This is a genomic window from Lacrimispora sp. YZC11, assembly GCF_057543815.1.
This window is the reverse complement of the sequence record NZ_BAAJYQ010000020.1, coordinates 167,172-179,386: the sequence shown is the minus strand read 5'-3', so window position 1 is coordinate 179,386 and position 12,215 is coordinate 167,172. Positions and strand designations below refer to the sequence as shown.

The 12,215-nt window shown below is 46.3% G+C and carries 12 protein-coding genes and 1 tRNA gene; 2 read left to right on the top strand and 11 right to left on the bottom strand.

Annotation, left to right across the window (positions count from 1 at the left end; translation table 11 throughout):
* Window positions 1–5 precede the first annotated feature (5 nt).
* The 4 genes from AC27IJ_RS22270 to AC27IJ_RS22255 form a co-directional block, all read right to left on the bottom strand.
* Window positions 6–890 (bottom strand): amidohydrolase family protein, encoded by an 885-nt coding sequence (locus AC27IJ_RS22270; RefSeq protein ID WP_487150854.1) that lies wholly within the window; start codon window positions 888–890, stop codon window positions 6–8.
* Window positions 891–916: 26 nt separating this feature from the next.
* Window positions 917–1,747 (bottom strand): fructoselysine 3-epimerase, encoded by an 831-nt coding sequence (gene frlC, locus AC27IJ_RS22265; RefSeq protein ID WP_312440889.1) that lies wholly within the window; start codon window positions 1,745–1,747, stop codon window positions 917–919.
* A gap of 44 nt (window positions 1,748–1,791) precedes the next feature.
* Window positions 1,792–2,586, bottom strand: a complete 795-nt coding sequence (gene frlD / locus AC27IJ_RS22260) for a fructoselysine 6-kinase (protein WP_487150852.1) — start codon at window positions 2,584–2,586, stop codon at window positions 1,792–1,794.
* A 330-nt stretch (window positions 2,587–2,916) separates the two neighbouring features.
* Complete coding sequence (locus tag AC27IJ_RS22255; RefSeq protein ID WP_312502430.1) at window positions 2,917–3,738, bottom strand: BtpA/SgcQ family protein; 822 nt, start codon at window positions 3,736–3,738, stop codon at window positions 2,917–2,919.
* Window positions 3,739–4,034: 296 nt separating this feature from the next.
* On the opposite strand from AC27IJ_RS22255, the gene AC27IJ_RS22250 reads away from it, so the two are divergent.
* Both AC27IJ_RS22250 and AC27IJ_RS22245 read left to right on the top strand, forming a co-directional pair.
* Window positions 4,035–5,579 carry an amidohydrolase gene (locus tag AC27IJ_RS22250; protein WP_312502431.1) on the top strand — a complete coding sequence of 515 codons (1,545 nt, stop codon included), beginning with the start codon at window positions 4,035–4,037 and terminating at the stop codon, window positions 5,577–5,579.
* A 207-nt stretch (window positions 5,580–5,786) separates the two neighbouring features.
* The gene (locus AC27IJ_RS22245; RefSeq protein ID WP_312502433.1) at window positions 5,787–7,325 is read left to right on the top strand and encodes an FGGY-family carbohydrate kinase; all 1,539 of its coding nucleotides are present in this window, start codon (window positions 5,787–5,789) and stop codon (window positions 7,323–7,325) included.
* A gap of 295 nt (window positions 7,326–7,620) precedes the next feature.
* On the opposite strand, the gene AC27IJ_RS22240 is transcribed toward AC27IJ_RS22245, so the two are convergent.
* The 7 genes from AC27IJ_RS22240 to AC27IJ_RS22210 form a co-directional block, all read right to left on the bottom strand.
* Window positions 7,621–7,693 (bottom strand) — tRNA-Lys (locus tag AC27IJ_RS22240).
* 114 nt (window positions 7,694–7,807) lie between these two features.
* Window positions 7,808–7,960 (bottom strand): hypothetical protein, encoded by a 153-nt coding sequence (locus AC27IJ_RS22235; protein ID WP_166429754.1) that lies wholly within the window; start codon window positions 7,958–7,960, stop codon window positions 7,808–7,810.
* A gap of 87 nt (window positions 7,961–8,047) precedes the next feature.
* Window positions 8,048–8,686 (bottom strand): tRNA (guanosine(46)-N7)-methyltransferase TrmB, encoded by a 639-nt coding sequence (gene trmB, locus AC27IJ_RS22230; protein ID WP_487150849.1) that lies wholly within the window; start codon window positions 8,684–8,686, stop codon window positions 8,048–8,050.
* A gap of 128 nt (window positions 8,687–8,814) precedes the next feature.
* On the bottom strand, window positions 8,815–9,654 hold the full coding sequence (locus AC27IJ_RS22225) for an NlpC/P60 family protein (RefSeq protein ID WP_487150847.1): 840 nt from the start codon (window positions 9,652–9,654) through the stop codon (window positions 8,815–8,817).
* A 755-nt stretch (window positions 9,655–10,409) separates the two neighbouring features.
* Window positions 10,410–10,835 (bottom strand): pyridoxamine 5'-phosphate oxidase family protein, encoded by a 426-nt coding sequence (locus AC27IJ_RS22220; protein WP_487150845.1) that lies wholly within the window; start codon window positions 10,833–10,835, stop codon window positions 10,410–10,412.
* Window positions 10,836–11,542: 707 nt separating this feature from the next.
* Window positions 11,543–11,752 carry a hypothetical protein gene (locus tag AC27IJ_RS22215; protein ID WP_312440881.1) on the bottom strand — a complete coding sequence of 70 codons (210 nt, stop codon included), beginning with the start codon at window positions 11,750–11,752 and terminating at the stop codon, window positions 11,543–11,545.
* Between the two features lie 151 nt (window positions 11,753–11,903).
* Window positions 11,904–12,077, bottom strand: coding sequence for a hypothetical protein (locus tag AC27IJ_RS22210; protein ID WP_312440880.1), 174 nt, complete (start codon window positions 12,075–12,077; stop codon window positions 11,904–11,906).
* Between the last annotated feature and the right edge of the window lie 138 nt (window positions 12,078–12,215).

Genomic DNA, 12,215 nt, shown 5'->3' with positions numbered 1-12,215 from the left:
CCTCCTTACCTTTCCCCGGTAACACCGCCGGTGAAAGTATCTTCTAGTCCGCCCAGGAATTCGATGGCATTGCCGCCTTTGATCAGTTCCAGGGTACTCTCTCTGAAGCCCAGACGCGAAATTGCGTCCGCCATGCGGATCTGCTCGAAACGCGGATTGTTGCTTCCGAACATTACCTGATGCCTCAGACTGCGGTCAATCCAAGTGACGGGAATGTCATGGTTAAATACCCTCTTGTAAAACTCCAAAGCATTGTCAAAATACAGAATTCCTGTATCCGCATAAACATTAGGATATTTCAGCATCAGCATGGCTGTCTCCTGCACCCAGGGCCAGCCGAAGTGGGCCAGGCAGATCTTAAGGCCTGGCCTGGCGGCTGCCAGCTCCTCGAACTCAATGGGCCTGGAGAATTTCGCCAGGGTATTGGGTTCCCAGGACAGTCCGCTGTGAAAGATTATAGGCCTGTGATACTTCTCGCAGATGTCATAAATCGGATTTATCCGCTCATCCGACGGATAAAAATGCTGCCTGGATGGATGAAGCTTCAATCCCCTGAGTTTTAAATCTCCAAACGCGTGCTCCAGCTTATCCGCTGCTCCTTCAGCCAGAGGATCCACCCCTGCGAAACCAATAAAGCGGTCCGGCGCTAAATCCACCAGCCTTTTGATCTCCTCATTTGTTACCAGCGGCCTGCCATACTCTGTAGAGTAGTCCTCCGGCAGCAGGCACAGACGGTCAAGTCCCGCGCAGCGCATCTGGTTGAATATGTGCTGCAGAGGCGCCGTCCCGTTTAAGTGGATGTCCAGGGCGTCATGCCTTAACTCCTCCACCTTGGCGTCCTCATTGATCGGTTCATAAAACGCCGGATGTACATGAATGTCAATAAACATGATAAGTCTCCCTTCCCGTCCGTCTGTCAGAAGCCAGCTTTCTTCATATAGGCGCGGGCGTTATCGATGGCTCTCCTGGCATACAGCCTGGGTTCGTTGATATATCCTGTCACCAGCTCCAATGTGGCTGTCTTCTCATATCCGGCATCCTTCAGCTCCTTAAACAGCTCCGGAAGCGGTATGGAGCCCTCGCCAGGAACAATGTGGCTGTCTGTCCCCTGATCCCCGTCAATAATGTGCATGTGATACATTTTTTCGCCCAGCTTATCAATGTAAGCCATGATGCTTTCATGCTGGACAAAAGGCGGCACCACATCGCACATGCCCACAATATAGGGGGAATCGATGCGTTTAAACAGTTCGATCAGGTCATTTGCGCTCTTGAACGCGTTGCTTTCATAGGGCGTCAGTGTCTCCACCACCAACTTTACACCAGCCTTCTCAGCGTGGCCGGTCAGTTCTCTCAAGGTGTCCACCATGCGGGACCAGATCTCCTCATAGGTTGCCAGGTATCCGGCATGGGCCGGGGACACCAGCATATAGTCAGAGCCCATCTCCTTTGCCATATCCAGACACAGCTTTAAGTAATCCACCGCATCTCTCCGCTGCAGCTCGCTTCCAATCATAAAATTGTAAGGATAGGCGTTGTGCTCTGGCGTGAATCCCAAAACCGGCATCTGATATTTGTCGATCAGGCGCTTCACGTCCTCGATTTCCCCTGCCTTTAAATCCGGTGCAAAGGCGTGAGGCCTGCCACCCCACAGCTCAATAAAATCATAGCCGAAACGCTTTGCGTCCTGAAAGCAGTGTTCCAGCGGATTGCGCTGGTAGCCAGAAGTAAACATTCCAAGTTTCATAATTAATTACCTCCTTTGTTCGTGTTCTTTAATGATCGCTGCAATTACTTCTCCCAAGGATTGAAGGTGCTGACTACTTTGGCAGCTATCTTCGCGCCTGTGTCCAGGCACGTCTCAATATCCGACCCATTCAGAACAGCATAGAGGAATCCAGCGATAAAGCTGTCACCCGCTCCCACAGTATTCACCACCTGTGCAGGATAAATGCCTCCCTCATAAAACCGGTTGCCGTCATAGGCCAGGCTTCCCTTATCGCCAAAAGTGGCCACCGCAACCTTCATGCCTCTGTTCGCCTTATCCTTTAAGTAGGATTCAATAAATGCATCCCGCTCCTTGTGGTAGGAATAAAATCCATAGTCCACATATGGCAGGGTTTTCTCAACCAGTTCATGGTCCAACCGGTCTGCATAGTCAAAGCTGATCTGCGCGCCGGAAAGCTGACGGATCTTCGGCAGGGCATCCTCCGCCTTTCCCCACAGCGCGGTATGCACCAGGTCATGGGCTGCGGCAAAGCGGATATCCTCATCGTCAAACACAATATGTTCTAGCACCCCCTCCACATAATCACCATGCACACGGTCCAGCCCGTCCATGTCCATGTAAGTGATGGCAGTCGGCCCGTCTCCCACTTTGAAGTGACTCAAATCCAGCCCTTCTCTGGACAGTGTCTTCACCATCCATTTTCCGTTTTCATCGGAACCGGTTGTACTGATAATGGATACAGGAATTCCAAGTTTCTGAATATTGACTCCCGTGTCCACCACATTGCCGGTAGGGTATTTCTTTTTAATCCGCTCATACACGTCAATGCAGTTGTCTCCGATAGCAGCAACCTTCATTTTTCTCTCCTCCGAGCTATATATGTTCATTGTTTTTTTATACCACTTGAAGTATAGCAGATCCATATATTAGTGTCAATTTATTATTTTTCACATAATTAAGTCCATATTTTAGTGCATATTATACATAAATCGTTTGAGTTTAAGTCAATTATTTTAAATATTCCATTTGATAATCAGATGAGTACAAAGCATTTCTATATCAAAAAGGCCATCACTCGCCGGCTGCTGTTGTGTACAGCCCGGCGGGCAATGGCTTCTCTGCCTCCAACCCAATCTTATTAATTAGTCTTAACGCACAGGCCTTCCGCCCGTTCCAACACCAACTGATTACTGGCTACCCGGATCGCACCGGTATGCTTTTGCCACTTCCATAAATTCCTTCACGCGGACTGCATCCACGCGTGCGAAGAAATCCCCGTTTTCCTTAAACGTAGTCCCCACCACCGCAGCATCCGCTGTAGCCAGCTTCTGTTCTATGGTATCCCTGCGGCACCCTGTATTGCACAGAACCACCACCTCCGGAGCTGCCGCCTTCACCTGTGCGATCAACTCATTGTCCACATCCTGCCCGGCGGCTGAGGCGGAGATGCATAACCCGTCCGGATTAGCCTTGAAAATCGTGGACTTGGCTATATCCTTCAGAGGTCTGGTATCCAGATTTCGGTCAGATTCAGGGTTGATGAAATAGAGCATCTTAAGCTTTTCAAGAGGCAGGGCAGCCCTGCGCCTTAAGAGCTTTGAAAAGTCATTATTGTACAACCCACCGTCTCCCACATAGACGCCGCAGAAGGTTCCCCTCACAAAATCAGCACCCACGGCAGCGGCCAGCTCCAGTGTAGCCAGACCGTCTGAGATGCAATCCACTCCAAAAGGCACTCTGATCTCGCTCATCAGCTCTCCGATAACCCGCGCCATGCTGGCAGGCGTAACGAAACTCATATTCCGTTCATAGGGAAGGCTGAATTCGTTGGAAAATAAAATCCCGTCCACACCGCCTTCCTGCAGTGCCTTAAGATCCGCCCTGGCGTGTGCCACAGTTGTCTTCATATCATTATCCGGAGAATACATGGGATCTCCCGGTAGGGCATCCAGATGCAGCATGGCGATAATCGGTTTTCTCGTGTGAAACATTTCTTCAGTCCAAAGCATATGTGTTATTTCCTCCAATTTTAATATATATGTTCTCTATATTTTAATACCACTTTTACCATATCAAACGAAACGCCCAATGTCAACATCATTCCTATTTTTTCACCCACTTAATTTTATAAATTGTGCAATATGTACATTTTAAAACATATTTTTTTACTTTTATTACAAACATTCTCTTAAAACTCTTTTTTTGATTGAATCCATTTTCCTGCTGTGTTATGATGGCCCCAGATTTGGTATGAAATTATAGGCAACTTATCAATGTTACTATCTTTATCAAAGGAGGCTGTATTATGCAGAAAGCTGACATTCTATTACGTTCCAATGCTGTCTTCTCAGGCCTTGCTTCCGTTTCTGAAGCAGGCTTCGTCGCCATATCAGGAAACCGCATCCTGGCCGCAGGTCCCTCGGACGGAGCTGAGTACACCGGACCGGATACCCAGGTGCTGGATTTGGGAGAGCGGCTCATCTGCCCGGGCTTTACAGACGTGCACTGTTTTTTCAACGGATATCTGCTGACCATCGCGGGGACCGATTTAAGTGCATGCCAAAACGCGGACCAGTCGGTGGCAGATGCTAAGGCTTATCAGAAAACCCTGGTCCCCGGCGCAACAGTGCTTGCAAGAGGAGTGCACCCCGGCTTCACGGAGCTGAACAGTGACCGACTGGACCAGGAGTTCGGGGACGTGCCTGTCATTCTTTTTATGGAGGGAGGAGAAAGCTGCTATATGAACAGCGCTGCCCGCAGGGAATACCATTTCACCCCGGACACCTGCTGGTCAGAGAGCTACTGGCGCCTTCTGAAGTACATTCTGGGACAGAAGGAATTTTCCGTACCGGAATTCAGGAAATATCTGTCCATGATGAATTCAAGGGGAATTACTTCTATCAAGGAAATGGGCTTTGACGACTTCTACGGTTTTACAAAAGAACTTAAGAAATTAGAACAAGAGAATGCCCTGACAGCCAGAGTGCATTTCATGAGCCAGCCTGTAGGCTTTCCCATGAATTTAGAATACGGAAAGGAGATGCGTGATTCCTTCCACGGCAGTTTCGTACATTTCTCAGGCTATAACCAGATGACTGACGGATCCATCAGCCAGCTGGAAGGTGAAATGAAGTCTCCCTACCTCTGCGCGGATACCTGCTGCGTCAAAGATATTGACTGGGAAGGATTAAGAAAGGATACCCTGGCAGCCGACAGGGAGAATTTCCGCTTTTCTCTCCATGCACAGGGTGATGGAGCCATCTGCAGGACCATGGATATCTTTGACCAGTGCCAAAGAGGACCAGACGGCAGGATAAAAAACCGTCATGCAATCACAGATCTGGAGTGCTCGGATCCTGTTGATCTGGAGCGCATGGGAGCTCTCGGCATAGTTGCGGAGATTTATCCCCAGATCATGTCTATCGCAGACCAGAACGGCAAGCTGGCAATGATTCAGGAGAAAATCGGCCTGGAACGTGGCAAAAACTACTGGAACCGCCGGAAAATGGCCGACAGCGGTGTGACGATTTCCTGCGGCACGGACCTGCCGCTGCTCTACGACGATATTCCTGAGTCCATCTACCACACGGTAGGCGCCATGTTCCCTGAAGGAGGTGCGCCCTTCAACGAGGAGAACGCCCTAACCGTATCTGAGTTATTAAAAGCCTGGACCTATGGCGGGCAGTACAACCTGGGCTGCGAATCTCAGGTGGGCACCCTTAAAGCCGGCAATCTGGCTGACATCGCAGTGCTGGATGGGAATGTGTTTAAGACTCCCATGGACCAGGTGCGCGGCATCAAAGTGTGCCTGACACTGGTGGACGGCAAAATTGTCCATCGTACTATCTAAGGAAACCTATGAATTAAAAGGAGGCCGGAATTTGGGAATCACATTACGCCAGGTGGCTATCACTAAACCATGATTCCCGCCTGTTGCATCGTGTTTGTAATTGCAGCATTTTAAGCTTATACAAACAATTTACGGAATCGATTCCAAAAGCAAGCGTCCCACAGACCTGCGGGCACAGTTGAATAACACTTTCTTATGGAGGTAAACATGATCGGTAAAAAATATTTTATGGGTATTGACACGGGCACCAACTCCAGCAAAGGCGTACTGATCGACCAGAACTGCAACATCATTGCCACCGGAACTACTGAACACGCCATGACTAATCCCAAGCCCGGCCATTATGAGCATGATGCAGATATGGATTGGTGGGGGGATTTTTGTACCATCAGCCGGCAGTTGATCGCAGACAGCCAGGTGGACCCTGCAGACATTCTGGCTGTTGGGGCCAGCGCACTGGGCGCGGACTGCCTGCCTGTGGACGAACAGTGCCGCCCACTGCGAAAAGCTATCCTCTATGGCATCGACTCCAGGGCCACCAGGGAGATGGCACAACTGACAGAGCTTTACAGTGAAAAACAGATCAAGAAATGGTACGGACGGCCTCTCTGTTCCTCGGATGTGATGCCCAAGATTCTCTGGATCAAGAACAATGAGCCCTTGGTTTATGAGAAAACGCACAAATTCATCACAGCTTCCACCTTCATCACTGCCAGGCTGACCGGAAATTATGTGGTAGACCGGTTCCTGGGGCTGTCCAGCTTCAATCCTCTGTACGACCGGGACGGAACGCCCAACACCAGACTGTGCGCTCCCATCTGCCGCCCCGACCAGCTGGCAGAGATCAAAGAGTCTAACGAGATCGCAGGCAGAGTTACCGCCCGGGCAGCAGCAGAAACCGGCTTGAAAGAGGGTACTCCGGTCATCACGGGAACCGATGATTCCGGCGCGGAGGCCATCAGCATAGGAGTGGTAGCTCCCGGTAAGATGATGATTCAGTTCGGTTCTTCTATCTACATGATTCTGGGAACAAAGGAGCTAGTGGACGATGACCGCCTGTGGCGGGAAGAATTTATCGTTCCGGGCCTATGTGACATTTCCGCAGGGACTAACGCAGCCGGTTCCCTGACCAAATGGTACCGTGACACATTGTTCCTGGATGCCCTTGCAATCGAGCGGGATGGCGGCCTGGACGCCTATCAGACAATGATGGAAGGTGTTGATCAAATTGCACCGGGAAGCGACGGGCTGATCACACTGCCCTATTTCGCCGGTGAGCGGACTCCCATCAATGATCCCCTGGCCAGAGGCTGCCTGCTGGGACTGACCCTGGCCCACACCAGAGCCCATATGTACCGCAGCGCCCTGGAATCCGTGGCATTCTCCGTCAACCAGCAACTAAATCTTATGGAAGCCCACGACAACGTAATAATCGACCAGATATTCGCCGTGGGAGGCGGCGTGCAGAATCCATTATGGATGCAGATTGTGGCGGATGTGACTGGCAAGGAGATCAACACACCACTTGTGACCATCGGAGCCAGCTTTGGGGATGCCATGATGGCAGCCACTGCTGTAAAGTATCCCGGATTTGAGAATTTCGCTGCCCTGACCAAGTTTATCAAGCCCGGAAAAACCTACCGGCCCGACGTGAAAAATCATGAGACCTACAAGGTATACCAGGATATTTATGACAGGCTTTATCCAGCTACAGCTGAACTCATGCATGTGCTGGCGCAGCAGTAACGGCGGCGATAAAGCGTGTCTGAACGTTCATTGTGCCCGGCGGGTCGCTGTAAGGCGCTCCGCCAGACACAGTATTTTTTCAATACACTTTGCAGGACTCAGCCTTCTGCTTTTGGATCTCCGAGGGTTCAAAGAAACCGATCACGGACCAAAACAAAAAAGCGGACACCATCCAGGCATCCGCTTCCCCATCTATTCAATTAAAACAATCAAAACCTTGTAAATATGCATAAATCAAGACAAAATAAAAGCCCCAACCCCGCAGCTCTCTGTCTGCAAAACCGGAACTTTTTAGTGCGCCTTCGGGGGCTCGAACCCCGGACAAATAGATTAAGAGTCTACTGCTCTACCAACTGAGCTAAAGGCGCTTGTCTTTTGTTATTCTTTCTCTGTGCTCTTGTCTCAAGCACGTGTGTAATTATATAACCGTATCCAACAAAAGTCAACACCTTTTTTACAAATAATTTACAACTTTTTCGAATTTATTTATTATTCTTATTTTTTTGTGCATTTCCGCCCAGCGTTTTGTTCACTTCTACAAAAGATTTGTTCCAAGTCAGCATTTTCTTATTTAATTCGGTCTTATCACTGGTAGCCTGAAGAAGCTTGCTTGTAACCTTGTCTTTCATTCCCATAACTGCTGCTCCCGCATCTGCTTTTTCTTTATTATATGCAAAACCGGCATCGCGGTTATTGAAACCAAATGCCGGTTTTAAAAAATATCACGTTCTTCCTGCGATCAATTTATAAATAGGGTTCCCCTTGGAGGAAAACTTCTCTTCATACTCTGTCATCACGTTTCCCTCTCCTATCTCACTGTGGTGTAGGTCATAGGTGAATTCCTTAACCTGCCATCCGGCTCCGGGGATCGCTTCCAGAGAATAATCAAACAGGCCCCTGTTATCGGTTTTAAATTCCACAGTTCCGTCAGGTTTTAAAATCTGATCATAAACCGCCATAAAATCCTCTGATGTGAGCCTGCGCTTTGCATGGCGGTCCTTTGGCCATGGATCGGAAAAGTTTAAGTAAACCTTCTGAACTTCTCCCGGTGCAAATATATCTGCCAGGTTTTTTGCATCTACGCACATAAAGAATATATTATCAAGTTCCATCTGAGACCTTTTCTGCAGACCTCTCAAAAGAACGCTGGGATACCTCTCAATACCAACATAATTGATTTCCGGATGAATAGCAGCCAGTTCCATGATAAAACGGCCTTTTCCCATGCCAACTTCTATCTCTATGGGATTTTCATTGCCAAACACTTCCTTCCAGCAGCCCCTTTTTTCGATAGGGTTCTGGACAACATGTGGACTGCCCGCGATTTCCTCTTCCGAGCCTGGTATATGACGTAACCTCATATTAAAATTCCTCCAAATAAATTCATTCATCTTAATGAAAACATGCATCGCCTGATCGATTGTATCATACATGGTGCAGGGAACGCAAGAGAAGGCGGGCCAGAAATACTAGCGCCCGCCTTCTCTTCTTACACTGCCATACTCGGATACTGCAGCGCTCCGTTTTCATCCGGGGTCAGCTTTACCGGTTCTGTTGCCATCCTGCCATCCTGATCCAGATAATACCATTTGCAATCAATATTCTGGAAGCCCTTGACCATGGCTCCGTCCGCTTCCAGATAGTACCAGTCACCCTTGTACTGGTACCAGGTGCTTGAAACCATAAGACCGGCTGCGTTGAACCAGTACCATTTTCCATCCGTATCCTGATACCAGGAATCTCTTACCGATTCTCCCGAATTTCCAAGGTAAAAGCGCCATCCGTCAGCTTCCCGCTTCCAGCCTGATAATTTGACAGCCTCCTCTTCTGTCTCACCATCGTCCTGAATGTATCTCCGGACACACACAAGACCTTCCCGCCAGCCCCCAGGAGCCCAGGAATTGTACCGGCTGGTGCAGTAGCCTTTGAGATCCTTAAAAGACGGCGTGCCGCTGCTATGACCGCATAAGATATTATTTCCATAGTACATTTCCACGTGGCCGATATTGAGTGGCCTCTCGGCATCCGTGCCGGCGAATTCCAGCATGTCGCCCTTTCGCAGTTTGGGGATATCCGGAATGCCATTTGTTATATCCGCATCTACCACGGTAAGGGTGCCTGACTGATATATTCCGGCCGTAGTCAGAATACCAAAGCCATAACCTGCCTCTTTATAGGAATAACAAATGGAACTACTGCAGTCGCTATAATATTTGTTATTAATATATTTTTTAAAACAGTAATCCCGTAAATCATGGCTATAAATGTTGCGGCCAATTATAGTTGCATACTTATCACATACCGCCTGTCTTTTTTCCTGAGATGTCATATACTCACCTTTCTTTTTTTCCTACAAGGCATGAAAGAATTACTGCCTTCAGCCTTAAGATTGTGAATCTACTGGATATGCAGCATATCCACATGATTCACTAGTATAAAAATATGAATAAAAATCCAGGATTGTCCCTGAGCGAAAAAAGACACGGCCCCTTTCACAATTTGTTCACATCTTCCACAACTTTTCTACACAACAGACCTTTATATTAATACTTGTTACTGGTAATATCCTTATAGATATACTTTTTTCATATAGCCGGCAGGATTCCTCCAATCTTGCCGGCTCCTCTCCTTTATGGGGATATTCTCCTTTTCTTCTCTGCTATCTCAGTTATTGGTTGCTACCCATAGCCCCCGATTCTTGCGGCCCTAAACCTTAGGCAGTATTAACCATATCCCAGGAAAAGAAAAAAGACAGCCAAAGCTATCTCTTTCTTATAATTTATAGAATATTTATCTTCCTTTACCCACGTACCGTCTTAATCTTTTCCCTTTAGATTCTTTGTCTCTTCCTTATAGTACTCATTTTCATAATAGGCCACACCACCATAACTGGCACTTGCTGATTTTACCGTCAAAAACTCACCTGACAACTCAAGCTCTATGGTAATCCGCTCATCCTCTGCTTCATCAGCAGCGTCAAATTTGGTATAATACGAGGCTTAATATAAATCTAACGCTTCATTATAAATACCAGTTTCTAGCAGTTCATGAATAATCCTCAACTTCATTCTTTAGCAAATGTTCTTATAAAGTACCTTTTGCTTCCTTCCAATCAACAAGTAGATTATAACGATCTGTCTGAAAGCGCAAAACGCAGTAGTTTGGATCTTCCGGTCCGTCGAAATTATCTTCAAGTCCCTTGTACCACATTTCTTTCTTTATATCCGGATCGGTTAATATCTCTATTGTACCCACCAGTGTGATATTGTGGTCTAATGCATCAAAACAAACACTCGCGAGATTACACTTTTTAATGCGATCGGCTTTATTGCTACTAAGTCCAGTACAGAATGTGATCCAGTTGATACTGTCTGCCTTTGAGGCGGATATTGTAGAGGCGGTTGGATAACCGTCTTTGTCAATCAACGCTAATACGCAATACCCCTCATTTCCTCCGCCGGTCTTTTTTGCAACAATTTCACCGGCTCTAGCAATAATTTCTTCATTCATTATATTTACCTCCTGCTTTTTTATTTGAAACAAATATACCACATGAATCATGACAGCAGTATGTCATATTCATGGGAAGGCGTAAACTTTAATCAGATTATTCATCATACCATATTCCTACTTTTTAATACCATATTGTTAAAAACTATCAACTATCATTATTCCTTTATCATTGTATTGTTTCTCCCTTTACAAACTGTTCACATCTTCCACATTCTTTCTACATAACTGCTCGGTATAATTATACTTGTAACAGATAATATCCTTTTAATAAGAACTTTTTTTCATACTCAGCCGGCAGGATTCCCCCAATCTTGCCGGCCCTCCCTTTTATAAGGACTTTTCATAAAGCACAGCCTCTCTCCCGAAGTAAGGGACCAGATAGCTGTGATGCTCTGGCATATTTTATAAGGTCCATAGTACGTTCCGCTTCCTGCTACAGGGATAATGTATTAATGAATTCCCTTTGTCATTTCCTCTCTCTTTCTGGTAATAAAAAAACTACCAATTATACTGATAGTTAGTAGTTTTTTGATATCCAAATTTACTGACTTTCCATTACGCTCAAAGAATTCGTTAATTAAGTGATTCATGCTATACGGTTATATACCAATATACACCGTATTTATCGACTACTTCAGCGCAGCAAATACTCCATGGAAGAGAACATACCCAGCTTCATTTGATCCGCTCCTCTCCTACAAACCTTATTGTATCAAAGCGATCATTCCGCTCAGTATAACTGCAATCGCAATTAATCCGGTTGTTATTCTTACACCTTTCTCTCCCCACTTAAAATTAATCCATTCATATACCAATTTTTTATTTCGGAATTTTGATATGAGATCCCACCTAAATACATCGAGATACAAAACAATGCATGCACAGATCAATATAACAAATCCAGTCAGGTCCATACTTTATCTCCTCCAATTCCTTTCAGTATACCCCCAAATTAATAAAAAGGAAACGCCCATCGACCCAAAACCGATAAGCGTTTCCAAAAAGGAGAATAAATATATTGAATGTTATATTGATAGTAGGTAGTTCAGCCTAAATTAGTAATTATTAAAAAAATAACCACCAAAATGGAAATCTCGAGTCGAAATCTTGTCTCCTGTCGAATTCTTCTCTTCTGTCAGATTCTTGTCTTCTGTCAAATTCCATTCTTCTATCGAATTCATCGCGCATATCTCTTCTATCGAAACCTCTTCCTCCTGAACCTCTTCCACCAAATCCCATTCTGGGGTCACCTTGAGAATAATCCATATAAATATTCCTATTTATAATTTTATATAATATATGCAAAGTTATATTGCTTTGACATTCAATATTGAGTTTTCCATGTACTAAAATCAGTCAGATACTAATTTAAGACAT

Bases quoted from the DNA above. Each gene is read 5' to 3' on its own strand.
- AC27IJ_RS22225 (WP_487150847.1), bottom strand. From the start codon at position 9,654: ATGACATCTCAGGAAAAAAGACAGGCGGTATGTGATAAGTATGCAACT.
- AC27IJ_RS22250 (WP_312502431.1), top strand. From the start codon at position 4,035: ATGCAGAAAGCTGACATTCTATTACGTTCCAATGCTGTCTTCTCAGGC.
- AC27IJ_RS22255 (WP_312502430.1), bottom strand. From the start codon at position 3,738: ATGCTTTGGACTGAAGAAATGTTTCACACGAGAAAACCGATTATCGCC.
- AC27IJ_RS22215 (WP_312440881.1), bottom strand. From the start codon at position 11,752: ATGGACCTGACTGGATTTGTTATATTGATCTGTGCATGCATTGTTTTG.
- AC27IJ_RS22220 (WP_487150845.1), bottom strand. From the start codon at position 10,835: ATGAATGAAGAAATTATTGCTAGAGCCGGTGAAATTGTTGCAAAAAAG.
- frlD (WP_487150852.1), bottom strand. From the start codon at position 2,586: ATGAAGGTTGCTGCTATCGGAGACAACTGCATTGACGTGTATGAGCGG.
- trmB (WP_487150849.1), bottom strand. From the start codon at position 8,686: ATGAGGTTACGTCATATACCAGGCTCGGAAGAGGAAATCGCGGGCAGT.
- AC27IJ_RS22210 (WP_312440880.1), bottom strand. From the start codon at position 12,077: ATGGGATTTGGTGGAAGAGGTTCAGGAGGAAGAGGTTTCGATAGAAGA.
- frlC (WP_312440889.1), bottom strand. From the start codon at position 1,747: ATGAAACTTGGAATGTTTACTTCTGGCTACCAGCGCAATCCGCTGGAA.
- AC27IJ_RS22245 (WP_312502433.1), top strand. From the start codon at position 5,787: ATGATCGGTAAAAAATATTTTATGGGTATTGACACGGGCACCAACTCC.
- AC27IJ_RS22270 (WP_487150854.1), bottom strand. From the start codon at position 890: ATGTTTATTGACATTCATGTACATCCGGCGTTTTATGAACCGATCAAT.
- AC27IJ_RS22235 (WP_166429754.1), bottom strand. From the start codon at position 7,960: ATGGGAATGAAAGACAAGGTTACAAGCAAGCTTCTTCAGGCTACCAGT.